Here is a 26,253-nt window from a genome sequence, read left to right on the forward strand (position 1 = left end):
CCCGGGTTCAGGTCTTGACGACCAGCTTGGGGTGCGCCGCGAGGTACGCGTCGGCGCGGCCGGCCCGGAGTTCGCCGAGGAACTTCCGGCCCTCGCTGGTGAGCTGTTCACCCTGGTAGGCGCTGCCCTTGCCGACACCCGAGCCGGGCAGGCCGACGAGCACGAACTTGTTCTCCGGCACTCCGCCGAGCGCGTACGCCAGGTCGACGATCCGGTTGCCGCCCACGTACACCAGGGTGTCGCCGAGCGCGGCGACCACCTGGTCGACGCGCTCCGGCTGCCGGGCCAGGCCCTCATCGAGGATCTTGCGGGCCAGGGCCCGTACCAACTGCTGCTGGTGGCGTTGCCGGGCGTAGTCGCCACCGGCGATGTAGCGCTGCCGCGCGTAGTCCAGCGCCTGCCACCCGTTGAGGTGCTGGTTGCCCTTCTCGTAGACCTGCTGCGGCCCGGTGTATCCGCCGGGGGCGCTGTCCCGGTACTTGCCGTCCGGCTTGCGGTGCAGGGAGACGACCCGCTGGTCGACGTAGATGTCCACCCCACCGAGGGCGTTCACCAGCTTGTCGAAGCCGGTGAAGGTGAGCACCGCGCCGGCGTCGATGCGCAGCCCGGTGTAGCCGCTCACCGTGCTCCGCAGCAGCTCGTACCCCTGTGCGGTGCTCGGCTGTTTGGGTTTGCCGGGCACCCGGCTGCCGAAGCTCATCGAGTGGGTGAGCTTGGTCCGGCCGCCCTTGTAGCCGGACTTGGGAAACGCCGGGATGTCCACGAGCAGGTCGCGGGGGAGCGAGAAGAGGTACGCCCGGCCCAGCCCCTTCGGCACGTGCAGCACCAGCACGGCGTCGGAGTGCGGCTCCCAGCCGGGCACGCTGACCCGGGTGTCCACACCGACCAGCAGCAGCGTCAGCGGGCCGGTGATGGTCGCGCCCCGCGGCGGGCCGCTCGGGCTGGGAGTGGGCGTGCCGATCGGCGACGGGCTCGGCGGGCCGGCCACCGGAGTGCCGGCGGGCGAGTCGCCCCCGGTCAGCCGGGTGATCACCACCGCGCCGCCCGCGATCAGCGCGACGACGGCGAGGGCCGCCAGCCCGAGAACCAGCCACCGCCGTCGCGGTTCCATCGACCCCAGGATCATCGTGGTTTCCTTCCACCCGTATCCGGAACAACGCTCCGACGGGTGCCCCAGGTTGCGGCCGGGAGGCGCCGGGTCGGACGGCCGGTGCATGATCGCGCGAAAACTGCCGCTGGCGCGAGCGCTACTCGCGGGTAATGATGCGTCCATGCGGTACGACGTGGTCGTCATCGGGTCCGGCTTCGGTGGCAGCGTCACCGCGCTCCGCCTGGCCGAGAAGGGCTACTCGGTAGGCGTCCTGGAGGCCGGCCGCCGCTTCGCCGACGACGAGTTCCCGCAGACGTCCTGGCGGGCCCGCCGGTTCCTGTGGGCGCCGAAGCTGGGCTGCTACGGCATCCAGCGGCTCACCCTGCTCCGTCCGGCCACCCGGCGATCCGGCGGCGGCGTGCTCGTGCTCTCCGGCGCCGGGGTGGGCGGCGGGTCGCTGGTCTACGCGAACACCCTCTACGAGCCGCTGCCGGCGTTCTACGCCGACCCGCAGTGGCGTGACATCACCGACTGGCACGACGAGCTGGCCCGCCACTTCGACCAGGCGAAGCGGATGCTCGGCGTCACCACGTACCCGATGGACACCGGGGCGGACCGCGCCATGCGGGCGGTGGCCGACCGGATGGGGGTCGGCCACACCTTCCACGCCACCCCCGTCGGCGTGCACATCGGCCGCCCCGGTCAGCGCGTCGCCGACCCGTACTTCGGCGGCGTCGGCCCGGAACGCACCGGCTGCCTGCACTGCGGCTCGTGCATGACCGGCTGCCGGCACGGGGCCAAGAACACGCTCGTCAAGAACTACCTGTGGCTCGCCGAGCGGCTGGGCGTCACAGTGCACCCGCTGACCACTGTGACGGCCGTCCGCCCGGCCGCCGACGGCGGGTACGAGGTGCACACCGAGCGCACCGGCGCCTGGTCGCGCCGACGGCGGCAGGTGATCCACGCCGACCAGGTGGTCTTCGCCGCCGGGGCGCTCGGCACCCAACGCCTCCTGCACGCCATGAGGACCGACGGCGCGCTGCCGCGGCTCTCGCCCCGCCTCGGCGAGCTGACCCGGACCAACTCGGAGGCGATCCTGGGCGCCTCGGTGGACCACCGACGGGCCCGCTCCGAGCGGCTGGACTTCACCGAGGGGGTGGCGATCACCAGCTCGTTCCACCCCGACCCGCAGACCCACATCGAGCCGGTCCGCTACGGGCGCGGCTCCAACGCCATGGGGCTGCTCCAGTCGCTGCTCGTCGACGGCGGCCCGCACCGCGTCCGGCGCTGGCTGGGCAGCATCGTGCGTCAACCGGGGCTGGCCGCCCGGATGCTGTCGGTGCGCGGCTGGTCGGAGCGGACGGTGATCGCCCTGGTGATGCAGTCGGTGGACAACTCGCTCACCACCCGCTGGCGGCGCGGCATCTTCGGTCGTCGGCTGGTCACCGGGCCGGGCCACGGCATCCCGAGCCCGACCTGGATCCCGGCCGGCAACACCGCCACGCGGCTGCTCGCCGAGGAGATCGGGGGCACCCCCGGTGGCTCGCTCACCGAACCGTTCGACATCCCGATCACCGCGCACATCCTGGGCGGGGCGGTGATCGGCGCCACCGACGCCGACGGGGTGATCGACCCCTGGCACCGGGTGTACGGCCACCCGGGGTTGCACGTCGTCGACGGCGCGGCCGTGTCGGCGAACCTCGGCGTGAACCCGTCGCTGACGATCACCGCGCAGGCGGAACGGGCGATGTCCTTCTGGCCCAACCGGGGTGAGGAGGATCCCCGGCCGGCGCTCGGGGATCCGTACCGGCGACTCGACGCGGTGCCGCCCCGACGGCCGGCGGTGCCGCCGGACGCACCGGCCGCGCTACGCCCCTGACAGCGGGCGGCGGAGGATGTGGTTGATGCCGAACATGGTGTCGCTGACCCGTACGTCGGTGTAACCGATCCGCTTGTAGAAGCCGTGCCCGGTGAGGCTCGCGCCGGTCTCCATGAACTCGTGCCCCTCGGCCCGGGCCAGCTCCTCGACGTGTCGCATCAACCGGCGGCCGACGCCGCGGCCGTGCGCGTCCGGGTCGACGAACATGGTGTAGACCTTGTTGCCGTCGCGGGACACCGTGCCGACCGGCCGCCCGTCCTGCTCGGCAACGTAGATCCGGCGCTCGACGCCGAGCTCGCGGAACCGGTCGGCGGTGAAGTGGGCGCACATCCGGTCGATCAGCTCGGCCGGGTAGTCGCGGCTGTTCACCTCGCGCAGACAGCGGATGACCAGGGCCGACAGCACCTCGCCGTCCTCGGGACGGAAGGCTCGGATGGTCACCTCGGTCATCGGCGTGCCCCTGTTCGGTCCGGGTGAGGTTTTCGCTGGGCACCGTATCGGCGCGCGGAGCGCCGTCGCGGCCCCACCGGACATCGCGGACGTACCGGTGGACGTCGGCGACGAGGCGCGAACTGCGTGGGGCGCGGCTCGGGCCGGCGGTGACTGTCGGTAGGCTTTGCGCACATGAGCCTGCCTCGCCCCGTCCTCGTGGTGGACTTCGGAGCCCAGTACGCCCAGCTCATCGCGCGCCGGGTCCGCGAGGCGAAGGTCTACTCCGAGATCGTGCCGCACTCGATGCCGGTCGCCGAGATGCTGGCGAAGAACCCGGCCGCGATCATCCTCTCCGGCGGTCCGGCCAGCGTGTACGCGCCGGACGCCCCGCAGATCGACGCCGGCGTGTTCACCGCCGACGTGCCGGTCTTCGGCATCTGTTACGGCTTCCAGGCGATGGCCCAGGCGCTCGGTGGCACCGTCGCGCAGACGGGCAACCGCGAGTACGGCGGCACGCCGCTGCGCCCCCGCCTCCTCGACCCCGGAGTGCTGCTGCGCGACCTGCCGGCGGACCTGCCGGTCTGGATGAGCCACGGCGACTGCGTCACCGAGGCGCCCGAGGGCTTCACGGTGACCGCCGAGTCGGCGGGCGCTCCGGTGGCGGCCTTCGAGGACGTGGCAGGGCGGCGGGCCGGCGTGCAGTTCCACCCGGAGGTCGGGCACACCGCGCACGGTCAGGAGATGCTTACCCGCTTCCTGTACGACATCGCCGGCATCGAACCGACCTGGACGCCCGAGAACATCATCGACGAGCAGATCGCCCGGATCCGCGCCCAGGTCGGCGACAAGGAGGTCATCTGCGGCCTCTCCGGCGGGGTGGACTCGGCGGTCGCCGCCGCGCTCGTGCACCGGGCGGTCGGTGACCAGCTCACCTGCGTGTTCGTCGACCACGGTCTGCTGCGCGCGGGCGAGGCCGAGCAGGTCGAGAAGGACTACGTGGCGGCCACCGGCATCAAGCTGAAGGTGGTCGACGCCGCCGACCGGTTCCTCGGCGCGCTGGCCGGGGTGACCGACCCGGAGCAGAAGCGCAAGATCATTGGCCGGGAGTTCATTCGGGTCTTCGAGGCCGCGGCCCGCGAGATCGCCTCGCACGGCGACGTGGAGTTCCTCGTTCAGGGCACCCTCTACCCGGATGTGGTCGAGTCCGGCGGCGGCACCGGCACCGCCAACATCAAGAGCCACCACAACGTCGGCGGCCTGCCGGAGGACCTGAAGTTCGCGCTTGTCGAGCCGCTGCGCACCCTGTTCAAGGACGAGGTCCGGGCGCTCGGCCTCCAGCTCGGCCTGCCCGAGGCGATGGTCTGGCGGCACCCGTTCCCGGGTCCCGGCCTGGCCATCCGGATCATCGGCGCCGTCGACCGCGAGCGGCTCGACCTGCTGCGCCGCGCCGACCTGATCGCCCGCGAGGAGCTGACCGCCGCCGGGCTCGATCGGGGTGTGTGGCAGTTCCCGGTGGTGCTGCTCGCCGACGTGCGCAGCGTCGGCGTGCAGGGTGACGGGCGCAGCTACGGGCATCCCGTGGTGCTGCGCCCGGTCTCCAGCGAGGACGCGATGACCGCCGACTGGTCCCGGCTGCCCTACGAGGTGGTGGCCCGGATCTCCACCCGGATCACCAACGAGGTCGCCGAGGTCAACCGGGTGGTGCTGGACGTGACCAGCAAGCCGCCGGGCACCATCGAGTGGGAGTGACCGCGGCTCACGCGGCCGGCGGCAGGTGGGGCGGGGTCGTCGGCGGGTAGGGCTGCGTCGGGGCGTACCCCGGCTGGGGGCCACCGGGCGCGGACCCGGCGGTGGGCTGCGGCGCGACGCCCGCCGGGTGCGGCCAGGCGGGTGCGCCGGCGGGCTCCTCGGGCATCAGGAACCACATGATGGGGTACGCGAACAGCGCGAGCCCGCCGGTGAGCAGGGCGGTGACCGCGAAGGCCACGCGGACCAGTGTGGGGTCGACGTCGAAGTAGCGGCCGAGACCGCTGGCGACCCCCGCCACCATGCGGTCGGTGGTGGGTCGCCGGAGCTGCTTGTACGGGGCGTGGGGAGCGGCGGTGGATGTCATGTCTCCACGGTCCGCGCCGGCGCTGGGCCCGCCCTCGGTGACCGCCCGGATCCTTACCCTGACCGATCCCTGAGCGGGTAGCAAAGAGTCAGGAATCCGACTCTTTTCCGTCCCGGTAACCCGACCCGGGGAGAATTTGGTCCCGTGACCACCTTGCTGGAGCCGCTTCGCAGGATCGCGGCATACGCAGTTTGTGCTGATTCAGACGGCCGAGTGTTGCTGGTCCGCGCATCGGAGCGCTCCGGCACCCCCGGCACCTGGTCGCTGCCCGGCGGGGCGGTCGACCACGGCGAGGACCCGCACCACACGGTCGTCCGCGAGACCGCCGCCGAGACGGGCCTCTCGGTCGCCGTCTCGGGCCTGGCCGACGTGCTCGCCGACATGCGGGCGCTGCCCGAGCGGGGCATCACCATCCACACCGACCGGCTGATCTACCGGGTCGGGGTGCGCGGCGGCACCCTCGCCGACCGGGTCGGCGAACGCTCCACCGACCTCGCCCGGTGGTACACGCTCGACGAGGCACGCGAGTTGCCGCTGCGCTCGTTCACGGCGCGTGCCCTCGGCCTGCCCGCCTCCTCGGCCGACGTGGTGCCTGACGAGGTGCCCGAGTTCCCGTCCTTCTACGCGGTGCCCGGCCCGGACGGGCTGCACCGGGCGCAACGCTTCGCCGCGTACGCGGTGTGCACCGATCCGGCCGGTCGGGTGCTGCTCACGCGCATCTCCGACGGCTACCCGGGCGCCGGCTGCTGGCACCTGCCCGGCGGCGGCACCGACTACGGCGAGCAGCCTGGCGCGGCGCTCATCCGGGAGCTTGTCGAGGAGACCGGCCAGGCCGGCCGCCTGGTCGAGCTGCTGGGTGTGGCGAGTCACCGCGACGCCGCCTCGCTCGGCCCGGAGGGCTACCCGATCGACTGGCACGGCGTACGCGCCTTCTACCGGGTCGTCGTCGACGAGCCCAACGCGCCGACGATCACCGACGTGGGCGGCTCCACCTGCGAGGCGCGCTGGTTCGCCCGCGAGGAGCTGGGCGCCCTCCCCGCCAACCGCCTGACCGAGGTGACGGCAGAAGCAGTCCAAGCAGCCCACCTAACCTAACCCCGCCCAACCCCACCCCCACCCGTCGCGGTGATCATGAAGTTATTGTCAGGACACGCCGAGATGGACGGCGATAACTTCATGATCGACGGGCGGGGCCGGGTGCCGGCGCAGGAATGGCGCAGGGCCGGCGCGGTCTGCGGGGAGTGGGCGGGGGATGGTACTGGTGCGGCGGGTTGGGGTTTACGGCGTTTTGCGGGATTCCGGGCGGTTTTTGATTGTTCTGGAGCGCGGTGCGGGTTCCGAATTCTGGAGTTTGCCGGGGGGATCGGTCGCCCACGCCGAGCACCCTGAGCGTGCGGTGGTTCGTGTTGTTGCCGAGCAGACCGGGTTGACCGTGACGGTCGGTCGGCTGCGGGCGGTGGCGGCCGACGTGACCAACCTCGCGGAGGGCGACGTCTCGCTGCACACCGACCGGTTGCTGTTCGAGGTGAGCGTGCATGGCGGCACGCTGCGCGACGGGGTCGAGGCCCGCTGGGTCACCCCCGAGGAGGCGGCCGGCCTGCCGCTGACGCCGTTCAGCGCCGAACTGCTCGGACTGCCGGTCACCCCGCTCCCGGCCGGCGCGCAGCCGTCCGCCGAGCCACTTCCGCCGTCGCATCCGGATCGCCGGTTGCGCTTCGGGGCGTACGGGCTGGTCACCGACCCGGCTGGGCGCGTTCTGCTCACCCAGATCGCGGACGGCTATCCCGGGGCCGGCAAGTGGCACCTGCCCGGCGGCGGCACCGATCACGGCGAACAGCCGACCACCGGACTGCTCCGCGAGTTGGTGGAGGAGGGCGGCCAGGTGGGCCGGGTAGTGGAACTGCTCGGCGTGGACAACCTGCACAACCCGGCCGCGCTCGGTCCCGAGGGCCGTCCGCTCGACTGGCACGGCGTCCGGGTGATCTATCGGGTGCTTGTGGACGTACCCACCGACGCGGTGGTGACCGAGTCCGCCGGTGGCTCGACCGCCCGCGCGGGCTGGTTCACCGTCGCCGAGACGGCTGACCTGGCACTGAGCGGCATCGCTGCTTCGGCAATCGGACAGCTGGGTCGATAGCACCCGGCTCGACGAGCCGAGATGGTGACCCTCCGGTACAGTCGGAGACGGGAATGGTGGAGGAAACGGGCGATCGAGCCCGGGATGGGAATAACAAGGCGGTTCGCGCGGTTTGCACCAGATAAGTACCGCCGGCAGCTATCGCCAAGCCACGTTCCCCTATGCGATGGTGTACTCCGCAAAACGGCTGCCGGGCCACGCAAGGTCCGGCACGAGACAGCCGGACACCCGCCCCACAACGGCGGAAAGCCGATCCGGTGATGGAGGAAACGTGCCGAGAGCCCCATGGCGCCGGCGTCGTACGACTGACAGTCCGCGCCCCGCAGGGCGTCGCTGGGCGGGCCCGTTGCGCCGCAGCAGCACGTTCGCCCGCCAGGTGCTGCTGGTCCGGGTGGGTCGCCGTGACGGTGACCTGCGGACCACCGACCTGACACTGCCTGAGCACCGGTACGCCGACCGCCAGCGCCGTCGTTACGGCCTGGACCGACTCAGCCGGCCGCCGATCGACGCCACCCGGGCGGAGATCGACGCGGTCATGCCCGTCAGCCCGGCGCTGCCGCCGATGGCGTACGCCGACGAGGCCACCGCCGGGTCGATCCCCCTGCTCCCCGGCGAGCGCACGATGGCCCGTCGGATGAAGTTCGGCGTGGTCAACGCCTGCACCCTCGCCAGCCTCATGCTCGGCATGCTTGCCATCTTCCTCGCCATGCAGGGCGAGGTGCGGATCGCCGCCCTCTGCCTGATCGCCTGCGTCGCCTTCGACGGCCTCGACGGTGCGCTGGCTCGCCGGCTCGGCGTGGCGAGCCCGTTCGGCGCCCAGATGGACTCGCTTGCCGACATGTGCTCGTTCGGCCTCGCCGCACCCGTGGTGGTCTACGCCTCGCTCGCCGGCTCCGTGTCGACGGCTGCGGCGGCGGTGGCCTGCTTCCTGGTCGCGGCGTGTGCGGCGATCCGCCTGGCCCGCTTCAACGTCTCGCCGAAGGACGGCCGCTTCTTCTGCGGTGTCCCCACCACCATGGCCGCGGCCGTGCTCGCGGTGACAGTGGCGATCGGCCTGCCGGTGCCCGGCCTGGTGCTTGTCGCCGGGGTGGCGCTGCTCGCCTTCGCGATGGTGTCGAGCTTCCCGTACGCCAAGCTCGCCCGCCTGGTGAAGCTGCCGCCGTGGCTCTGGCTGGCCCCGGTGCTCGGCGCGCTCGTCGACATCCGGCTCACCTTCGCCCTGATCGTGGTGGGCTACCTGGTCAGTGGGCCGGTGCTCTGGCTGCGCCAGCGTCGTACCGCCTGATCCGACACACGAAACGGGGCGCCGCGGACAGCGGCGCCCCGTTTTCGCGTCCCGGTGTCAGCGCCAGCGGGCGATGACCGTGGAGCCGCCGACCACCTTGTCGCCCGGCCCCACCAGCGGGTCCGCGGCCTCGGCCGGAAGGTAGACGTCGGTCCGCGAGCCGAACCGGATGAGACCGAAGCGTTCGCCCTTGGCCAGCAGCGCGCCGATCGGCGCACGCTGCACGATACGGCGGGCGATCAGGCCGGTCCGCTGTGCGACCACCACCGTGCCACGGCTGGTGTCCAGGACGGTGTACGCGGCGACGTTGTGCTCGGCGTCCGGCTTCATCGCGTTGACGAAGCCGCCGTCGGCGACGAAGTAGTCCACCACCTTGCCGGCGACCGGAGCCCTGTTGACGTGCACGTCCAGCACGGAGAGGAAGACCGCGACGCGCAGCCACTCGCCGTCGCCGAAACGCTCGTCCTGCAGGCGCTGCACCGACAGGACCTTGCCGTCCGCGCTGGCCACCACGGCGTTCGGATCCTCCGGCACGTCCCGCTGGGGATCACGGAAGAACGCGGCGACCGGCCCGGCGGCCAGCGCCGGCAGCAGCCACAGCTTCGACGACGGACGCGCCACCCGGGCCAGCGCCGCCAGGCCCAGCGTGATGCCCGCCGCGGCCACCCCGTTGGAGTCGATGTGCATGCCCCGGGTCAGCGGCACGCTCGACGGCCGGTACGCCGGGGCCAGCCGGTCGGCCGCCGCCGGGCTGGCCGGGGTGAACCGCAGCCGGTAGACCCGCACCGGCGGCGTGTTGCGAAGCACCAGATCCCCGCCGACGCCGTACAGGGCGTCCTGCCGGGCCAGCTCGGTGGCCGCGCCTGTCGTCCGGCCCGGCGTCGCGGTGGTCGCCACGCTCAGCACCGCGCCGTCGGTCAGGTGCTTGGACAGCCCGTTGATGGCACTCCGGGTCTCCTCGGCGGTGCCGGTGAACGCCTCGCCGGCGATGACCACGGCGGCGGCCTCGGCGTCGGCGAGCGAGTCGACCACGCGTACCCGATCGGCGACCCACCGGCCCTGGGCGGTGATGTGCTCGCGGAGCACGGTAGCGCCGGACGACTCGGCGGGCACCACGGTGAGCTGGTCACCGGGGAGCAGCGCCTCGATCGCCGCGGCCAGCACCGGGGACTCCGGGCTCGCGCCGACCAGCAGGGTGGCCTTCGGGTCGTTCATCCGGGCCAGCTCGGTGACGAGGGTACGGGCGGCTCGCTCGCCGATGCGGACCGGACCGGACCGGCCGGTGGTACGCACGGCGGGGGACTGCGTCATGTCGGGCGGGCTCCTGACGGGGTAGAGACGGGAATCGCGGCGGGGCCGCCACGGCGGGACGGGCCGGCCGGCGGAGGCGAGATCTCCACCGGCCAGCATATGCGCCTGCCCGCGCCGCCCGCATCGCTGTGGCACCGGCGCGGACCGACAACCAGGGTCAGGACTCCCGCCGTCGGCCCTCCCGCTCGTCCGCCTGCTCGTCCGCCTCCTTGTCCGCCGACGCGGTGCTCGGGTCGGGTCGGGTCGGCGCGTCGGCCCCGTCGGAGCTCGGCGCGGCCTCCGACTCCGACGCCGAGTGGGCCAGCCAGGCCGGGTGGATCGCGTCCGTCGAAGCCTCCGGTGCCCGCATCTCGGCGGTGGACGCCTCCGGTGCCCGCATCTCGGCGGTGGACGCCTCCGGTGCCCGCATCGCCACGGTCGGTGCCTCTGACGGCGGTCCCGGCACGGGAGCGTCCCAGGTGGAGTGGTCTGCGGTCCATGTCGGAAGGCCCGCGCCGGAGGTCGGGGTGGGCACCCCGGACGTCGGCACACCCGGTTCGGCGGCGGCCGCCACCGGCCCGGCCGCCGAGGTCGGCGCGCCGGGCTGCTGGGCCGCGATCGTGGCGGGATCGGCGACGTCGTTCGGCTCCGAGCGGCCGGAGCGGCCGGAGCGCAACGCGCCGACCAGACCGAAGACGCCGATCAGGATCAGCGCGCCGGCCAGGAACCAGCCGACCGGTGGCAGCGCGAGCCCGAGAATCTGGGCGAGCAGCCACCAGGCCGACAGCGCCAGGAACACCAGCCCGAAGGCGAAAGAGAGCAGGTCTGTGCGGTGGGCCTTCACCGGGTCACCTCCAGGTTGCCGGCATTGACGTGGACGTACAGGCGTAGCTTTCCGCCGCCGGGACCGTCCGCGCCCAGGTCGGTGGACTCCCGCAGCCGGCCGTCGATCCCGCCGGAACGGTTGCCGAACACGGTGGCGTCGCCGGCGTTGACGTCGGCCACTGTGGTGACGTCCACGTTCGGCGGTACGACAACTGTCGCCTGACCGAAGTTGATCGCGACGGTCACCTGGCTGTCCCGCTTCGTGAAGTCGATGCCCCGCAGGTCGAGCACGGCGTCACCGAAGCTGTTCTCGTACCTGTCGGCGAGGTCGCGGTAGTCGGTGGGCGCCCAGGTGACCGCCCCGTCCACGCCGCGGATGCGGTCGTAGGACTCGGCGACGGTGGCGGTGCCCAGCGCCGCGGCGGTCACCAGGCCGAGCGCGATCAGCCAGCGGGCCCGGCCGAACCAGGTGCCGACCAGCAGCCCCAGCCCGATCGTGGCCAACGCGGCCGCGAAGTACGCCGACGCGGTGACGGCGAAGACGTCCAACAGGTCGAGCAGGGCGACCAGGCCGAGGGCCAGGAAGATCAGCGAGAAGGTCACCGCGCCGAGCGGCGAACGCTCCCGGGGCCGCTTCGGTGGCTTCGGTGGCTTCGGCGGTTTCGGCGGCGGGTACGCGGCCGGCGCCGGCGCGGCGTACGGGCCGTGTGGCGCGAACGGAGGGCGGTATCCGCCCGGCGTCGCCGCGACCGGGTAACCGGACGGACTGGCGGGCACTGCGGTCACCGGCGCCGACGGCCAGTTGGCGGTGGGCGTGCCGTCGGTGGCGGTGGCCGTCCAGCCCTGCTCGGGTGCCGGCCAGGCGGCCTCCTGCTGCCCCGTCGTGGCGACGGCCGGCTGCCCGGACACCGGCCCGTACGACATGGCTGCCCCGGACACCGGCTGTGCGCCGACGAGTGGCTGCGGGGCGGTGGCCGGCTGGGTGCCGTGGACGGGCGTGGGTGCGCTCGTCGTTTCACCAGGCGCCGTCGCGGCGTACACCGGAGAGCCGCCCGCCAACGGCGCGGTCGCCAGCGGACCGGTGGACGGCACCGCGCCGTGCGCCGGAGCGGGCCAGGCGACCGGCGGGACCGGCCCGGGTGGTGTACCGGTCGGGGTGGGCGGCACCGGCCCGCCCTGGGCGCCGGGCTGTGGCCCACGGCTGTCCCGGTTGAGCAGCAACGCGCCGCCGATCAGGATGGCCGCGCCGAGCAGCACCGCGCGGAAGGCGTCGGTGACGATGTAGCCGAAGCTGGCCGCCACCAGGATGCCCAGCACGATCACGGTCACCGGGGACATGCTGGAACGGCCGCGCCCCAGCATCGACTCCACCGGGGATGCCGTGTCGCCCTCGTTCGGGATGATGAGCCAGGCGGCGACGTACACGAGGATGCCGATGCCGCCGAAGAAGCCGAGCACCGCGAGCAGCACGCGCCAGAGCACCGGATCGGTGTTGGTGGCGCGCCCGATCGCCGCGCAGACCCCCGCCAGGTAACGGCCGTCGCGCGGCCGGACCAGCCCGTACCGCGACGTGAAACCGGTGCCGCCCAGCGGCCCCGCGGACGGCCCCGGCCCGCCGGGCCCGGGAGGCGTACCCCCGCCCCCGCCGGGTCCGTAGCCCGCGCCGGGTCCGTAGCCCCCGCCGGGCCCGTAGCCCCCGCCGGGTCCGTAGCCCGCGCCGGGTGCGAAGCCGGCGCCGGGGCCGTGGTCCGCGGCGGTCGTACCCCCTCCGGGCCCGCGGTCCGTGCCGGCCGCCGAGCCGGCGTCGGGCGCGTAGCTGGGGCTCGGGGGCTCGTAGGCGCCCGGCGTCGGTCCGGCGGCCGGGCCGGTGTGGGCGGGCGGGCCGAACGTGGTGGGCTCGGTCCAGCCGGTGGGCGTTCCGGCTGGTGCGGGCGGCGCTGAACCGCCCGGCTGTGCCGACCCGGGGCGGGGCGGCGGGGCAGCTTCCTCGGTCATGCCTCGATCCTGCTGCCCGCTTCGCCCGAACGACCTCAGGACCCGACCCTGACCCCACCCTGAGATCCGAGCGGCCGGAATGTCGGGGGCGTCACCCGTGGTCGGCGGACGCCGCAACGTGTGACGATCGAACTCACCGACCGCACCCCGCCCACCACCGTGACCAGGGAGCTTCCGATCACCACCGTGACCCCGCCTCCGCGCCTCTATCGCGCCCCCGAGCATCGGATGGCCGCCGGTGTCGCCGCCGGCATCGCCGACCATCTCGGCATCTCGGTGCTGCGCGTGCGGGTCGCGTTCATGGTGCTGCTCGGGCTGAGTGGGCTCGGGCTGCTGCTATACGCGGCCTTCTGGGCGGTGGTGCCGCTGCGCCCCGGTGACACCGCCGTGCCACCCCGGCGCGACGTGGCCCAGCTCCTCCCGTTCGTCGGGATCGGGCTCGGTGTCCTGCTCATCCAGGTGATGGTCTTCGACTCGGTCGGCGCGGCGGGCACCGCCGGCTGGCTGGTGGCGATCATCGCCGTCGGCGCCGGGGTCATCTGGCACCAGTCCGCGCCCGAGCGACGGCGGCGCTGGGGCGACACGATGCCGGTGCCGTGGCTCGGGGCGGTAGTGGAGGAGAGCGACAGGCGGGCCTTCGTGCTCCGGTTCATCGGAGGCGGGGTGCTCGTCGCGGTCGGCATCATCGGTGTCGCAGCGGTCTACTCGCCGGCACAGAACTTCGACGCGGTGATCAACGGGGTGATCTTCGCGCTGGTCGGCCTGGCCGGGGTCGGCGTGGTCGCCGCGCCGGTGCTCTGGCGGACGTACAGCCAGCTCCGCTCGGAGCGCGAGGGGCGCATCCGCGAGCAGGAGCGGGCCGAGCTGGCCGCGATGGTGCACGACCAGGTGCTGCACACCCTCGCTCTGATCCAGCGCAACGCCAGCGACGTCAAGACGGTGCAGCGGTTGGCCCGGGGGCAGGAGCGTTCGCTGCGCAACTGGCTGTACAAGCCCACCGCGTCACCGAGTGAGCGCTTCGCCGCCGCTCTGGAGCAGGCCGCCGCCGAGGTCGAGGACACCTTCGCGATCACGGTGGAGACCGTTGTGGTGGGTGACCGGGAGACGGACGAGAAGGTCGGGGCGCTCGTCGCCGCCGCGCGGGAGGCGCTGGTGAACGCGGCCCGGCACGCCGGGGTGCAGACCGTGTCGCTCTACGCCGAGGTGGAGCCCGATCAGGTAAGCGTCTTCGTCCGGGACCGGGGCAAGGGCTTCGATCCGGATACGGTGGAGGACCACCGGCACGGCGTACGTGGTTCGATCATCGGACGGATGAAGCGGCACGGCGGACGGGCCGAGATCCGGTCCGGCCCGGGGGAGGGGACCGAGGTCCGGCTGATCCTGCCGATCTCCCGGGACTCGTCCGCAGCGGAGAGGAACAAATGACCATGGCCGAGCAGCCGATGGAGCACCTCGACCCGGCGACCAGCCGCCCCGAACGCCTGCGGGTGTTCCTCGTCGACGACCACGCCATGTTCCGGGCGGGGGTGCGTGCCGAGTTGGGCGCCCACGTCGAGGTGGTGGGTGAGGCGAGCACGGTGGCCGAGGCGGTCACCCGGATCGCCGCCACCGGTCCGGACGTGGTGCTGCTCGACGTCCACATGCCCGATGGCGGTGGTCGCGCCGTGCTGGAGGCGATGCGCCGCACCCACCCGCAGGTCAAGTTCCTGGCGCTGAGCGTCTCCGACGCGGCGGAGGACGTGATCGGGTTGATCCGAGCCGGCGCGCGGGGTTATGTCACCAAGACCATCTCACCGGACGAGCTGGCCGCGGCGGTCCGTCGGGTCGCCGACGGTGACGCGGTGTTCAGCCCCCGGCTCGCCGGGTTCGTGCTGGACGCCTTCGCGGCCCGACCGGACGCCCCGGTCGCCGACCCGGAGCTGGACCAGCTCACCAACCGGGAGCGGGAGGTGCTGCGTCTGCTGGCCCGGGGATACGCGTACAAGGAGATCGCCAAGGAGCTGTTCATCTCCATCAAGACGGTGGAGACACACGTATCGAACGTGCTGCGCAAGCTCCAGATGTCCAACCGCTACGAGTTGTCCCGCTGGGCGGCGGACCGCCGGCTCGTGTGATCTATTCCTCCGCCCCGGCATTTCGGGCACATGCCACGGATGCCGCCTGGCGGGGCTGACAAACGATCATCCGTCGCCCCATACTGCCCCGGTCCCGTTTCCGCGCGTGGGTGTTGGCATCCCGCGGAAGCGGCGGCTCACGCGTGCCCGCGGTCGCGGGTCACCCCTGGGGGAGAGGTACACACTCTTGATGTTGGGACAACGAGGACGACACTGGGCGCGGGTCGCGCTGGCGGCCGTCGCCGGCGGCGCGTTGGCGCTCGGCGTGGCGGGTGCGGCCGCCGCGGCTCCGGCCACCGGTGTGGCCAAGGCGGTCGAGGGCAGCCAGGTCACCCTGAAGCTCGACGGCAAGACGCGCACCACGTCCGCGCTCGCGTTGAAGATCGACGGCAAGCTGGTGCCGGCGTTCTGCATCGACTACCACACGAACGTGAAGCTCGACGGCAAGTACGACGAGGGCACCTGGGACAAGTCCGAGGTGCAGAACCTCGGCAAGGTGCAGTGGGTGCTCACCCACGGCTACCCGAATGCCGACTCCGCCGCGCTTCTCGCCGCCGCGCATGTCACGCCGCCAGCAAAGATCGGTAAGAAGCAGCTGGACACGCTGCTCTACTTCGGCACCCAGACCGCCGTCTGGCACTTCAGCGACGGCATCGAGCTGGGTGCCTGGGAAAAGGGCCTGCAGCCCCGCGATCAGTACGCAGTGATCCAGGGCGTTCGTGACTACCTGGTCGCGAACGCCACCGACCAGCCCGAGCCGCGTGCCGAGCTGGCCGTCGACCCGGCCAGCGCCACCGCGACGGTCGGCGGCAAGGCCGGTCCGTTCACTGTGAAGGGCCCGGCGGGCGCCATCACCGTCGCGGTCACCGGCGGCACCGCCGTCGACGCCGAGGGCAAGCCTGTCACCACGACCACCAACGGCGGGCAGTTCTGGCTGGCCGCCGAGGCCGCCGGCACGGTCAACGTGACCCTGACGGCGCAGGACTCGGTGTCCTTCGGCCGGGTGTTCCTGTTCACCGGCGCCAAGAAGGCGCAGAAGCTGATCCTCGGCGGCAGCACCGGTGCCACCGTCACCGCCCGGGCGGCGGCCACCTTCACGGCCACTCCCGCGACGCCGCCGGCCACCTCGTCGCCGACCCCGAGCGCGTCGCCGACCACCCCGTCGGCCACGCCGTCGGCCTCGGCGCAGCCGGCCAGCCCGGCGCCCTCCACCTCGCCGGTCAGCAACGGTGGCGCCCTGCCGCTTACCGGTTCGCCGATCGCGATGGCGGCGACCGCCGGTCTGCTGCTGCTCGTCGCGGGCGCGGTGACCGTCCTTCTGGTGCGTCGCCGCAAGGTCCGCTTCACCGCCTGATCCATCCCCGCCACACCGCCGGCCCCGGCCCCGCCTCGCGCGGCGCCGGGGCCGGCGTCGTCGCGCCGGCCGGAGTCGACAGGCGCCGACTCGACCCTTTGCTGGTCAGAGAACCGTCTGCGGCACCCTCGTCCACCCAGCCGGCGATGACGCCCGTGCAGACGACGCCCACCTCGTCCGGACGGGCAAAGAAAATCGAGCCCGGGTTGGACCTCGTTGCATGCGCTCGTCAAGCGGAATAGCTCACAGAAGCCGAGCCTGAGCGCTGCGGGGAGCGTGCCAGCAGGCAGTGTCCTTCCAGGTCGGGGACGTTGATCACGACCGTTTTATGATCATTTTTCAAGTATCGGCAACGTGGCGGGCAACTAACGGCTTGATAACGGCACCTTCACGAAAGAGGCCAGTGGGTGTCACAGTGGCAGCACCTCACCCTTGGTGTGTGGCACTCCGCACGGCCCGACGACCACGACCTTCGCTGTTTCCCGGCGGGTTCGTGGCTGCGCCGCCTGCGTAGGGTCGTGCATCGTCGGGTGAGGGAGCCCGGCGGATCGGAACATCAGGGGTGTCCCCAAACTTCCCTGTGGTCCCGGCGACCCCCGCCCCGGGGTGGTCGGGCGGTGTCACCCCCCAAACGTGCGTGAAACCCACGACGGAACCAGGTTTAGAAAGAGGAGGCCCCTCGGAATGAGAGTCTCGAAGCGGGCGACGAGCGCTATCGCGCTCAGCGCGGCTGCCGCGCTTGTCGCGAGCGGTTGCTCGAGCGGTGACGGCGACGGCGACGCCGCCGCCAGCAAGGATGGCGCGATCGTCATCCACGGCGTCCAGCCGGAGAACCCGCTGGTTCCGTCGAACACCACGGAGACCGGCGGTGGCAAGGTCATCGACTGGCTGTTCACCGGCCTGGTCGAGTACCCCAACGACGGTGGGGCCCCGCGCAACGCGCTGGCCGAGTCCATCGACACCAAGGACTCGAAGGTCTTCACGATCAAGATCAAGAAGGGTACCAAGTTCCACGACGGTACCGAGGTGAAGGCGAAGAACTTCGTCGACGCCTGGAACTGGGCCGCGTACTCGCCGAACGGCGCGCAGAACGGCTCCTTCTTCTCGGACATCGCGGGCTTCGACAAGACCTACACCGAGGACCCGGACGGCGCCGACGGCCCGCAGAAGGCCCCGAAGCCGACGGCCGAGAAGCTCTCCGGCCTGAAGGTCATCGACGAGCAGACCTTCGAGGTCACCCTCGCCGCCCCGACCGCGGTCTTCCCGACCAAGCTCGGCTACAGCGCGTTCATGCCGCTGCCGGACGCGTTCTTCACCATGAAGCCCGAGGAGTTCGGCAAGAAGCCGATCGGTAACGGCCCGGTGAAGTTCGTCTCGTGGCAGGACAACGTCCTCATCAAGCTGACTCGTTTCGACGACTACAGCCTGCGCGACAAGATGAAGATCAAGGACGTCGACGTCAAGCTGTACCAGGACGAGACGGCGGCCTACGCCGACCTGCTCGCCAACAACCTGGACTTCATGGAGGTCGTCCCCACCTCGGCGCTCGCCGGCGACAAGTGGAAGACCGACCTCGGTGAGCGTGGCCTGAACACCGTCACGCCGTCGACCGCGCTTATCGCTTTCCCGATCTACGACAAGCGCTTCCAGAACCCGAAGCTGCGTCGTGCGGTCTCGCTGGCGATCAACCGGCAGGAGATCTCGGACAAGATCTTCTTCGGTACCCGCAAGCCGGCCGACAGCTGGGCGAACCCGCTGACCCCGGGCGCCAAGCCGGGTAACTGCACCGCCTGCAAGTTCGACCCGGCCACGGCCAGGCAGCTGCTGACCGAGGCCGGCGGCTTCACCGGCGAGATGGTCTTCTACTACAACTCGGACTCCAGCCACAAGGACTGGATGGACGCGGTTGCGCAGCAGGTCAAGACCAACCTCGGCATCGACGCTCGCGCCGAGGGCATCCCGACCTTCGCGGTGTTCCGTCAGAACATCAACGCCCACAAGATGACCGGCCCGTACCGTGCCGCGTGGCAGCAGGACTACCCGGACGTGGAGAACTGGGTCAACCCGCTCTACGTCAAGAACGGCTCGTCCAACGACGGCCTGTACAGCAACCCCGAGGTCGACACCCTGGCCAAGCAGGCCAGCTCCGCGCCGAGCCTCGAGGCTTCGCACGAGGCCTTCGCCAAGGCCATCGAGAAGGTCGACCAGGACGTCCCGAGCATCCCGATCTACTTCTACGGCCAGCAGTCCGGCCACTCGGAGAAGATCAAGAAGCTCGAGCTGAACAACGTCGGCGAACTCGACATCACCTCGGTCGAGCTCTGATCCGAACGGTCTGACCCCGGGTCGGGCTCGCCACATCCGGTGAGCCCGACCCGGGGCCGTTCCGCGAGTGGGTGCTACAACACTCCACTCGCCACGTTGTCACCACCGTGTCGGCCGTCCGACGCGCCCCCTGTCTGGAGGACCACCCCATGGGCCGTTATCTGTTGAGACGGCTGCTCCAACTCGTGCCGGTCTTCATCGGCTCGACCTTCCTGATCTACTGGCTCGTCTGGTCCGTCCCCGGCGATCCGTTCGCCGGCAAGTGTGGCGAGCGCCGCTGCCCCGATCAGTACGTCGCGTACATGACCGAGAAGTACCACCTGGACCAGAACGTCTTCGTGCAGTACGGCAACTACATGAAGAACCTGCTCCAGGGCGACTTCGGCCAGACGTTCTCGCAGCGCGACATCGGCGACATCATCGCCACGGCGTACCCGAACACCCTGAAGCTGGCTCTGGTCGCGCTCGCCATCGAGGCCGTGATCGGCCTCGGCGCCGGCATCCTGACCGGTCTGCGCCGCAACGGCTTCCTGGACAACCTCGTCCTCGTCTCGACCCTCTTCCTGCTCGCGCTGCCGGTGTTCGTCGTCGGCTTCGTGCTGCAGTGGCTGCTGGGCGTGCAGTGGGGCATCGTCAAGCCGACCGTCTCATCCGAGATGCGGTTCTCCGAGCTGATCGTGCCGGGCTTCGTGCTCGGTAGCGCGTCGGTGGCGTACATCGCCCGGGTGGCCCGAACGAGCATCGCGGAGAACCGCCGTGCCGACTACGTGCGCACCGCCATCGCCAAGGGCCTGCCGATGCGCCGGGTCGTGGGTGTGCACCTGCTGCGCAACTCGCTCATTCCGGTCGTCACCCTGCTCGGCACCGACCTCGGTGCCCTGATGGGCGGCGCGATCGTCACCGAGGGCATCTTCGGCATCAACGGGATCGGCCGCGAGGTCTACCGCGCGATCGTCACCAAGGAGAGCGCTACCGTGGTTGGCATCGTGGTGGTGTTGGTGGTCGTCTATCTGTTGATGAACCTGCTGGTCGACCTGCTCTACGCCGCCCTGGACCCGAGGATCCGTTATGAGTGACCCGAGTACCGCATCGATCGTCAGCACCCCTGCCGCGCAGCCGACCGACACCCCCGCCACCCCCGGGCCGCAGGGCAACGAGAAGCCTCGTGGTCTGCTCGGTGACGCCTGGCGGGACCTGCGCCGCAAGCCGCTGTTCTGGATCTCGGCGACGATCATCGTCATCTTCCTGTTGATGGCGGCCTTCCCGTCGCTGTTCGCCCCGGGCGACCCGGTCAACGGAGCGCTCTCGCGCAGCCTCAACAAGGCGTCCGGCGACGCGTGGTTCGGGTACGACCTGCAGGGCCGGGACGTCTACGCCCGAGTCATCTACGGCGCCCGTGCCTCCATCGTGGTCGCCGTGCTCTCCGTGGTCGGCACCCTGCTGGTCGGCGGCGCCATGGGCATCATCTCCGGCTACCTCGGTGGCTGGGTCGACACGATTCTCAGCCGGGTCGCGGATGTGTTCTTCGGAGTGCCGTTCGTGCTCGGCGCGATCGTCATCCTGACCACGTTCAACGGTTCGGGCAGCAGCAACAGCAAGGCCGAGATCATGGGCCTGGTGATCATCTCGCTGATCGTGCTGAGCTGGCCGGTCGTGATGCGGTTGATGCGCTCCTCGGTGCTCTCCACCAAGGAGGCCGACTACATCGTTGCGGCGCGTGCGCTGGGTGCCGGCAGCGGCCGGATCATCCTCAAGCACCTGCTGCCGAACTGCCTGGCCCCACTGCTGGTCTACGGCACGATCATGGTCGGCTCGTTCATCGGCGCCGAGGCAACCCTGTCGTTCCTGGGTGTCGGCCTGAAGTCGCCGGTGGTGTCCTGGGGCATCATGATCAGCGAGGGCAAGGATTTCATCCGGGTCGCGCCGGGGCTCGTGTTCTTCCCGGCCGCATTCCTCGTCGCCGCGGTGCTGAGCTTCGTGATGCTCGGTGAAGCGGTCCGCGAGGCCCTCGATCCGAAACTCCGCTAGGGGAGATCCAGTGTCCGACATTCTCGTGTCTGAGCAGTCCGCGCCGGGATCCGGCGGGTCCGGGCGCCCCTCCGGCCGGCTGCTCGAGGTCGACGACCTGCGGGTGGAGTTCCGTACCCGGGACGGCGTCGCAAAGGTCATCAACGGGGTCACGTACCACGTCGACGCGGGGGAGACCCTCGCCGTGCTCGGCGAGTCCGGCTCCGGTAAGAGCGTCACGGCGCAGACGATCATGGGCATCCTCGACACGCCCCCCGGCTTCGTCACCGGTGGGCAGGTCCGCTTCCACGGAAAGGACATGCTCCGCATGTCCGCCGAGGAGCGCCGCCGCATCCGCGGTGAGGGCATCGCGATGATCTTCCAGGACGCGCTGTCCGCCCTGAACCCGGTCTTCACCGTCGGGTTCCAGATCGCCGAGCAGTTCCGGGTTCGGCGCGGTCTGGGTCGCGCGGAGGCCAAGAAGCGCGCGATCGAGATGCTCGACCAGGTCAAGATCCCGAACGCCAAGGGCCGGTACAACAACTATCCGCACCAGTTCTCCGGTGGTATGCGGCAGCGCGCGATGATCGCGATGTCGCTGGCGCTCGACCCCGAGGTGCTGATCGCGGACGAGCCGACCACCGCGCTCGACGTGACCGTGCAGGCCCAGATCATGGACCTGCTCGCGGAGCTTCAGCGTGAGCGGCAGATGGGCATGATCCTGATCACCCACGACCTCGGTGTGGTCGCCGACGTCGCGGACCGGATCGCCGTCATGTACGCGGGCCGGATCGTCGAGGAAGCCGACGTGTACGACCTGTACGCCAAGCCGGCGCACCCGTACACGCTGGGTCTGATCGACTCGATCCCGCGTCTTGACGAGAAGGGGCAGCAGCTCCGGACGATCAAGGGCCTCCCGCCGAACCTGATGAACATTCCGCCGGGCTGCCCGTTCAACCCGCGCTGCCCCATGGCTCAGCCGGTGTGCCGGGAGAAGGTGCCCCCGCTGCTTCAGGTGGGCCCCGCCCGGGCCAGCGCCTGCCACTTCGCCGAGGAGCTGGTGAACCGTGTCTGAGAACATCCTCGAGGTCACTGACCTGGTCAAGCACTACCCCGTCACCCAGGGTGTGGTGTTCAAGAAGACCGTCGGTCAGGTCAAGGCCGTCGACGGGGTCTCGTTCGGTCTGCGGTCCGGCGAGACGCTGGGCGTCGTCGGCGAGTCCGGCTGCGGCAAGTCGACCCTCGCCCGGGTTCTGATGAACCTGGAGAAGCCGACCGCCGGCAGGGTGGTCTACAAGGGCCAGGACATCTCCAAGCTCTCCGGTGGAGCGCTGCGTCGGCTGCGTCGGCAGATCCAGCTGGTCATGCAGGACCCCTACACCTCGCTCAACCCGCGGATGACTGTCGGTGACCTCATCGGGGAGCCGTTCGAGATCCACCCGGAGGTGGCGCCCCGGGGCAGTCGTCGGGCCAAGGTCCGCGAGCTGCTCGACCTGGTCGGGCTCAACCCGGAGCACATCAACAGGTACCCGCACCAGTTCTCCGGCGGTCAGCGTCAGCGCATCGGCATCGCCCGCGCGCTCGCGCTGCGGCCCGAGGTGATCGTCTGCGACGAGCCCGTCTCGGCCCTGGACGTCTCCATCCAGGCGCAGGTGATGAACCTGCTGGAGAAGCTGCAGACCGAGCTGGGGCTCTCGTACATCTTCATCGCCCACGACCTGTCGGTGGTCCGCCACCTGTCGGACCGGGTGGCGGTGATGTACCTCGGCAAGATCGTCGAGATCGGCACCGAGGACGAGATCTACGAGCGGCCGACCCACCCGTACACCCAGGCGCTGCTCTCGGCGGTGCCGGTGCCGGACCCGACCCAGCGGAACAACAAGACGATCATCCGGCTCACGGGTGACGTGCCGTCGCCGATCAGCCCGCCCTCGGGCTGCCGGTTCCGGACCCGCTGCTGGAAGGCGCAGGAAGTCTGCGCCGAGCAGGTCCCACTGTTGGAGATCCGGCGGGACTCGGACCACCCGAGCGCCTGCCACTTCGCGGAGCGGCGCGAGATCGTCGCCACCCACGAGGCGTGAGTCACCGGAACCGCCTGCCGACGTCGCCACGACGACGGCAGGCGGTTTCGTCTGTCCGGGGTGCCTGAGCGGGCCGCCACGCTCCCGCGCCGCGTCGGCCCGGCCCGAGACACCGGCGGCCCACCGGCGGGGCCTCAGAGCGGTCCGCGGCCCGCGCGCAGCAGCAGCAGCGCCAGTTGGGTGCCGTCGGCGCCCAGGGCAACCCGGAAGCGCTCCAGGATGTCGCGTTCCCGGGAGAGCACCAGGCGGGTTCCGCCGGATGCCATTCGCGTCGCCCCGACCTCCTGCGACAACGCGGCCCGCTCCTGCCAGAGCGCGATCAACGCGTGGTCGATCTCGTCGATCCGTTCCCTGATCTGCAGGATCCGCGCGGCGGCGGTCGGCTCCACGGTGCCGGTCCGTGCCTCGGCCGGGTCGTCGCTTTGCGCCGAAGGGACCTCCGGTGCGCCACCGCTCACCGAGGGCTGGCCCGCCTTCGGGCCGGCCGGACCGCCGTTCTGCTCCACCACGTCTGTCATCATCGGGTACCTCTCGCGCTGTGGTGCCCGGTGCCCGGAACCCGGGACGAAAAAGCCCCGGGCTCCAGGAGCCCGGGGCTTTTCGTAGGTCTGTCGATCAGGCGCGACCCACGGCTGCCGGACTCCCGGTGCCGTAGTAAAAGTAGTAGCGCGCAGCGATCACGCCGTCGAGTATGCCCACGCCGGTGGCCGGCGCGCAAGGATTCACGCCCAAAAGGGCGGCCCGGCCCCGTACCCGGAGGTGCCGGCGAGACGGCCCGCCCTGGCGGACGGCGCGGTCGGGAAGTGTCCGGCTGGCGGCATAGACTTGTCGCGCGATGCATCCTCTCTTCGACATTCCCGCGTCCCCGCCCGCGCCGGAGTCCGCGCCGGCCCGTCCGCACCGGCCCGGGTCGGCCTCCGCCCGCCTCGATCCGCAGCAGCTCCTGGCCGGCCTGAACGGGCCGCAGCGCGACGCCGTCAGCCACGCCGGTTCCCCGTTGCTGATCGTTGCCGGTGCGGGATCCGGTAAGACGCGGGTGCTCACCCACCGGATCGCCTACCTGCTGGCCGCACGGGACGTGCACCCCGGTGAGATCATCGCCATCACCTTCACCAACAAGGCGGCCGGCGAGATGAAGGAGCGGGTCGCCGCGCTGGTCGGGCCACGGGCCCGACTGATGTGGGTGTCGACGTTCCACTCGGCGTGCGTCCGCATCCTGCGCGCCGAGCACGAGCACGCCGGCCTCAAGTCGACGTTCTCGATCTACGACGCGGACGACTCCCGGCGACTGATGCAGCTGGTCACCCGCGAGCTGGATCTCGACCCGAAGCGCTACCCGGCGCGTGGTCTGGCCGCCCAGGTCTCCAACCTCAAGAACGAGCTGGTCGACCCGGAGCAGTTCGCCGCGCGGGCCAGCGGGCCCAATGAGCGGGCGCTCTCCGAGGCGTACACGCTCTACCAGCGCCGGCTGCGCGAGGCCCACGCACTGGACTTCGACGACCTGATCATGACGACGGTGCACCTGCTCCAGTCCCACCCGCACGTCGCGGAGAGCTACCGGCGGCGGTTCCGGCACGTGCTGGTGGACGAATATCAGGACACCAACCACGCCCAGTACGTCCTGATCAAGGAGCTGGTCTCCGGCACCGACGGGCTGGAGCCGGCCGAGCTGTGCGTGGTCGGTGACGCCGACCAGTCGATCTATGCGTTCCGGGGCGCGACGATCCGCAACATCCTGGAGTTCGAGCGGGACTTCACCGACGCGCGGACGATCCTGCTGGAGCAGAACTACCGCTCCACCCAGACCATCCTCAACGCCGCCAACGCGGTGATCGACCGGAACACCTCCCGCAAGCCGAAGCGGCTGTGGAGCGAGGCCGGCGACGGCGAGCGGATCGTCGGCTACGTGGCCGACACCGAGCACGCCGAGGCGGACTGGGTGGGCCGGGAGATCGACCGGCTGGTCGACGCCGACGAGACCCGCCCCGGCGACGTGGCGGTCTTCTACCGCACCAACGCCCAGTCCCGTGTCTTCGAGGAGGTGTTCATCCGCGCCGGCCTGCCGTACAAGGTGGTCGGCGGGGTGCGCTTCTACGAGCGCAAGGAGGTCCGCGACGCTCTGGCGTACCTGCGCTCGGTGGTCAACGACGACGACACGGTGAGCCTGCGGCGGGTGCTGAACACTCCCCGCCGGGGCATCGGCGACCGCGCGGAGGCGTGCGTCGAGGCGCTGTCCAGCCGCGATCGGATCTCCTTCGGCGCGGCGCTGCGCCGGGCCCGGGAGGCGCCCGGCATCTCCACGCGGGCGGCCAACGGCATCGGCGACTTCGTGGCGCTGCTCGACGGCGCGCGGGAGTTGGCCGAGACCGGCACCCCGGAGGAGGTGCTGGAGGCATTGCTGACCCGCTCGGGCTACCTCACCGAGCTGGAGGAGAGCCTGGATCCGCAGGACGCGGGCCGGGTGGACAACCTCCAGGAGCTGGTCAGTGTCGCCCGGGAGTACACCGAGCGGATCGAGGCGACCGGCGCCGACGGCGAGCGGGCCACCGTGGCGGGTTTCCTGGAGCAGGTCGCGCTGGTCGCCGACGCCGACCAGATTCCCTCCGACGACCCCGACCACCAGGGCGTCGTCACGCTCATGACGTTGCACACCGCCAAGGGCCTGGAGTTCCCGGTGGTCTTCCTGACCGGGCTGGAGGACGGCGTCTTCCCGCACCTGCGCTCGCTGGGCGACACTCGTGAGCTGGAGGAGGAGCGCCGACTGGCGTACGTCGGCATCACCCGCGCCCGGCAGCGGCTCTACCTCTCCCGGGCGGTCACCCGCTCGGCATGGGGACAGCCCTCCTACAACCCGCCCTCGCGGTTCCTGGAGGAGCTACCACCGGAGCTGGTGCGCTGGGAGCGCACCGAGGGGTCGTACACCTCGTGGGCCGGTGGGGGCGGCGGCGTCGGCGGGCGCGCGGACCGCGTGCCCGGCGGGCGCGGCACCTTCACCGGGGGTACGCCGAAGGCGGCGCAACTGGCCCAGCGGCTCGGCGTGGACGCCAGCCGGTTGACCACGGCCAGCGAGTTGCCGCAGGGGCCGAAGGTGGCCGCCGGCGACCGGGTCAACCATCAGCGCTACGGGCTGGGGCGCGTGCTCGCCGTGGAGGGGCACGGGCCGGGTGCCCGCGCGCAGATCGACTTCGGCGACCAGACCATGTGGCTGGTGCTGCGCCACGCCCCGGTCGACAAGCTCTGACACCCCGAAGCGATCCAATCCACATCGCCGATGTGGGGGCATCCGAACTTCCGGACACCCCCACATCGGCGACTTGACGCCAGGC

At 71.3% G+C, this 26,253-nt stretch carries 20 protein-coding genes and 1 pseudogene; 14 read left to right on the top strand and 7 right to left on the bottom strand.

The genetic code is table 11. The features are described from left to right. Positions 1–7 precede the first annotated feature (7 nt). On the bottom strand, positions 8–1,111 hold the full coding sequence (locus tag ACGFIE_RS29540) for an LCP family protein (protein ID WP_393300695.1): 1,104 nt from the start codon (positions 1,109–1,111) through the stop codon (positions 8–10). A 160-nt stretch (positions 1,112–1,271) separates the two neighbouring features. Between ACGFIE_RS29540 and ACGFIE_RS29545 the strand changes: the two genes are divergently transcribed. Then, the gene (locus ACGFIE_RS29545; protein ID WP_393300698.1) at positions 1,272–2,969 is read left to right on the top strand and encodes an FAD-dependent oxidoreductase; all 1,698 of its coding nucleotides are present in this window, start codon (positions 1,272–1,274) and stop codon (positions 2,967–2,969) included. Here the strand turns inward: ACGFIE_RS29545 and ACGFIE_RS29550 are convergent. Then, entirely contained in the window at positions 2,958–3,419 is a 462-nt protein-coding gene (locus ACGFIE_RS29550) for a GNAT family N-acetyltransferase (protein WP_393300701.1), read from the bottom strand. The two genes, ACGFIE_RS29545 and ACGFIE_RS29550, sit on opposite strands and share 12 nt — an antisense overlap. Positions 3,420–3,593: 174 nt before the next feature. On the opposite strand from ACGFIE_RS29550, the gene guaA reads away from it, so the two are divergent. Next, the gene (gene guaA / locus ACGFIE_RS29555) at positions 3,594–5,150 is read left to right on the top strand and encodes a glutamine-hydrolyzing GMP synthase (protein WP_393300704.1); all 1,557 of its coding nucleotides are present in this window, start codon (positions 3,594–3,596) and stop codon (positions 5,148–5,150) included. Between the two features lie 7 nt (positions 5,151–5,157). On the opposite strand, the gene ACGFIE_RS29560 is transcribed toward guaA, so the two are convergent. After that, on the bottom strand, positions 5,158–5,514 hold the full coding sequence (locus ACGFIE_RS29560) for a PspC domain-containing protein (protein ID WP_393300707.1): 357 nt from the start codon (positions 5,512–5,514) through the stop codon (positions 5,158–5,160). 144 nt (positions 5,515–5,658) lie between these two features. On the opposite strand from ACGFIE_RS29560, the gene ACGFIE_RS29565 reads away from it, so the two are divergent. The 3 genes from ACGFIE_RS29565 (at position 5,659) to ACGFIE_RS29575 (ending at position 8,936) form a co-directional block, all read left to right on the top strand. After that, positions 5,659–6,609 (top strand): NUDIX hydrolase, encoded by a 951-nt coding sequence (locus tag ACGFIE_RS29565; protein ID WP_393300710.1) that lies wholly within the window; start codon positions 5,659–5,661, stop codon positions 6,607–6,609. 157 nt (positions 6,610–6,766) lie between these two features. Next, positions 6,767–7,651 carry an NUDIX hydrolase gene (locus tag ACGFIE_RS29570; RefSeq protein ID WP_393300713.1) on the top strand — a complete coding sequence of 295 codons (885 nt, stop codon included), beginning with the start codon at positions 6,767–6,769 and terminating at the stop codon, positions 7,649–7,651. 346 nt (positions 7,652–7,997) lie between these two features. After that, on the top strand, positions 7,998–8,936 hold the full coding sequence (locus ACGFIE_RS29575; RefSeq protein WP_393300716.1) for a CDP-alcohol phosphatidyltransferase family protein: 939 nt from the start codon (positions 7,998–8,000) through the stop codon (positions 8,934–8,936). A gap of 57 nt (positions 8,937–8,993) precedes the next feature. Here ACGFIE_RS29575 and ACGFIE_RS29580 read toward each other — a convergent pair whose 3' ends face one another. From ACGFIE_RS29580 to ACGFIE_RS29590, 3 genes and pseudogenes are all read right to left on the bottom strand, one after another. Then, positions 8,994–10,247, bottom strand: a complete 1,254-nt coding sequence (locus ACGFIE_RS29580; protein ID WP_393300719.1) for a phosphatidylserine decarboxylase — start codon at positions 10,245–10,247, stop codon at positions 8,994–8,996. A gap of 639 nt (positions 10,248–10,886) precedes the next feature. Then, positions 10,887–11,070: pseudogene (locus tag ACGFIE_RS29585) on the bottom strand (hypothetical protein); the annotation flags it as partial. After that, positions 11,067–13,046 (bottom strand): PspC domain-containing protein, encoded by a 1,980-nt coding sequence (locus ACGFIE_RS29590; RefSeq protein WP_393300722.1) that lies wholly within the window; start codon positions 13,044–13,046, stop codon positions 11,067–11,069. The gene ACGFIE_RS29590 and the pseudogene ACGFIE_RS29585, both read right to left, overlap by 4 nt. Positions 13,047–13,232: 186 nt before the next feature. Here ACGFIE_RS29590 and ACGFIE_RS29595 point away from each other — a divergent pair, with 186 nt between their 5' ends. The 8 genes from ACGFIE_RS29595 to ACGFIE_RS29630 all read left to right on the top strand — a co-directional run bounded on the left by ACGFIE_RS29595 (position 13,233) and on the right by ACGFIE_RS29630 (position 22,927). Next, positions 13,233–14,471: an ATP-binding protein gene (locus ACGFIE_RS29595; protein WP_007465060.1), complete on the top strand. Its 1,239-nt coding sequence runs from the start codon at positions 13,233–13,235 to the stop codon at positions 14,469–14,471. Between the two features lie 2 nt (positions 14,472–14,473). Then, positions 14,474–15,160: a response regulator transcription factor gene (locus tag ACGFIE_RS29600; RefSeq protein ID WP_363680525.1), complete on the top strand. Its 687-nt coding sequence runs from the start codon at positions 14,474–14,476 to the stop codon at positions 15,158–15,160. Positions 15,161–15,350: 190 nt separating this feature from the next. Next, complete coding sequence (locus tag ACGFIE_RS29605; RefSeq protein ID WP_393300725.1) at positions 15,351–16,514, top strand: thioester domain-containing protein; 1,164 nt, start codon at positions 15,351–15,353, stop codon at positions 16,512–16,514. Between the two features lie 684 nt (positions 16,515–17,198). Continuing rightward, on the top strand, positions 17,199–18,839 hold the full coding sequence (locus tag ACGFIE_RS29610; RefSeq protein WP_393300728.1) for an ABC transporter substrate-binding protein: 1,641 nt from the start codon (positions 17,199–17,201) through the stop codon (positions 18,837–18,839). 149 nt (positions 18,840–18,988) lie between these two features. Continuing rightward, entirely contained in the window at positions 18,989–19,915 is a 927-nt protein-coding gene (locus ACGFIE_RS29615) for an ABC transporter permease (protein ID WP_007465043.1), read from the top strand. Then, positions 19,908–20,867: an ABC transporter permease gene (locus ACGFIE_RS29620; protein WP_393300731.1), complete on the top strand. Its 960-nt coding sequence runs from the start codon at positions 19,908–19,910 to the stop codon at positions 20,865–20,867. The genes ACGFIE_RS29615 and ACGFIE_RS29620 overlap by 8 nt, the downstream gene beginning before the upstream one ends. Positions 20,868–20,892: 25 nt before the next feature. Continuing rightward, on the top strand, positions 20,893–21,921 hold the full coding sequence (locus tag ACGFIE_RS29625) for an ABC transporter ATP-binding protein (protein WP_039909015.1): 1,029 nt from the start codon (positions 20,893–20,895) through the stop codon (positions 21,919–21,921). Beyond that, a complete protein-coding gene (locus tag ACGFIE_RS29630; RefSeq protein ID WP_393300734.1) occupies positions 21,914–22,927 on the top strand; it encodes an ABC transporter ATP-binding protein in 1,014 nt (337 codons plus the stop codon). The genes ACGFIE_RS29625 and ACGFIE_RS29630 overlap by 8 nt, the downstream gene beginning before the upstream one ends. A gap of 134 nt (positions 22,928–23,061) precedes the next feature. On the opposite strand, the gene ACGFIE_RS29635 is transcribed toward ACGFIE_RS29630, so the two are convergent. Further along, the gene (locus ACGFIE_RS29635; protein WP_393300737.1) at positions 23,062–23,448 is read right to left on the bottom strand and encodes a chorismate mutase; all 387 of its coding nucleotides are present in this window, start codon (positions 23,446–23,448) and stop codon (positions 23,062–23,064) included. A 314-nt stretch (positions 23,449–23,762) separates the two neighbouring features. Between ACGFIE_RS29635 and pcrA the strand changes: the two genes are divergently transcribed. Then, positions 23,763–26,168, top strand: coding sequence for a DNA helicase PcrA (pcrA, locus tag ACGFIE_RS29640; RefSeq protein WP_363680298.1), 2,406 nt, complete (start codon positions 23,763–23,765; stop codon positions 26,166–26,168). Positions 26,169–26,253: the final 85 nt, after the last annotated feature.

The organism is Micromonospora sp. NPDC049275, assembly GCF_043197115.1.
Classification (GTDB): Bacteria; Actinomycetota; Actinomycetes; order Mycobacteriales; family Micromonosporaceae; genus Micromonospora.

Excerpts from the sequence above, each read along its gene's own strand:
- pcrA (WP_363680298.1), top strand. The coding sequence starts at position 23,763 with ATGCATCCTCTCTTCGACATTCCCGCGTCCCCGCCCGCGCCGGAGTCC.
- ACGFIE_RS29605 (WP_393300725.1), top strand. The coding sequence starts at position 15,351 with ATGTTGGGACAACGAGGACGACACTGGGCGCGGGTCGCGCTGGCGGCC.
- guaA (WP_393300704.1), top strand. The coding sequence starts at position 3,594 with ATGAGCCTGCCTCGCCCCGTCCTCGTGGTGGACTTCGGAGCCCAGTAC.
- ACGFIE_RS29600 (WP_363680525.1), top strand. The coding sequence starts at position 14,474 with ATGGCCGAGCAGCCGATGGAGCACCTCGACCCGGCGACCAGCCGCCCC.
- ACGFIE_RS29570 (WP_393300713.1), top strand. The coding sequence starts at position 6,767 with ATGGTACTGGTGCGGCGGGTTGGGGTTTACGGCGTTTTGCGGGATTCC.
- ACGFIE_RS29550 (WP_393300701.1), bottom strand. The coding sequence starts at position 3,419 with ATGACCGAGGTGACCATCCGAGCCTTCCGTCCCGAGGACGGCGAGGTG.
- ACGFIE_RS29540 (WP_393300695.1), bottom strand. The coding sequence starts at position 1,111 with ATGGAACCGCGACGGCGGTGGCTGGTTCTCGGGCTGGCGGCCCTCGCC.
- ACGFIE_RS29610 (WP_393300728.1), top strand. The coding sequence starts at position 17,199 with ATGAGAGTCTCGAAGCGGGCGACGAGCGCTATCGCGCTCAGCGCGGCT.
- ACGFIE_RS29620 (WP_393300731.1), top strand. The coding sequence starts at position 19,908 with ATGAGTGACCCGAGTACCGCATCGATCGTCAGCACCCCTGCCGCGCAG.
- ACGFIE_RS29560 (WP_393300707.1), bottom strand. The coding sequence starts at position 5,514 with ATGACATCCACCGCCGCTCCCCACGCCCCGTACAAGCAGCTCCGGCGA.
- ACGFIE_RS29590 (WP_393300722.1), bottom strand. The coding sequence starts at position 13,046 with ATGACCGAGGAAGCTGCCCCGCCGCCCCGCCCCGGGTCGGCACAGCCG.
- ACGFIE_RS29545 (WP_393300698.1), top strand. The coding sequence starts at position 1,272 with ATGCGGTACGACGTGGTCGTCATCGGGTCCGGCTTCGGTGGCAGCGTC.
- ACGFIE_RS29615 (WP_007465043.1), top strand. The coding sequence starts at position 18,989 with ATGGGCCGTTATCTGTTGAGACGGCTGCTCCAACTCGTGCCGGTCTTC.
- ACGFIE_RS29580 (WP_393300719.1), bottom strand. The coding sequence starts at position 10,247 with ATGACGCAGTCCCCCGCCGTGCGTACCACCGGCCGGTCCGGTCCGGTC.
- ACGFIE_RS29635 (WP_393300737.1), bottom strand. The coding sequence starts at position 23,448 with ATGATGACAGACGTGGTGGAGCAGAACGGCGGTCCGGCCGGCCCGAAG.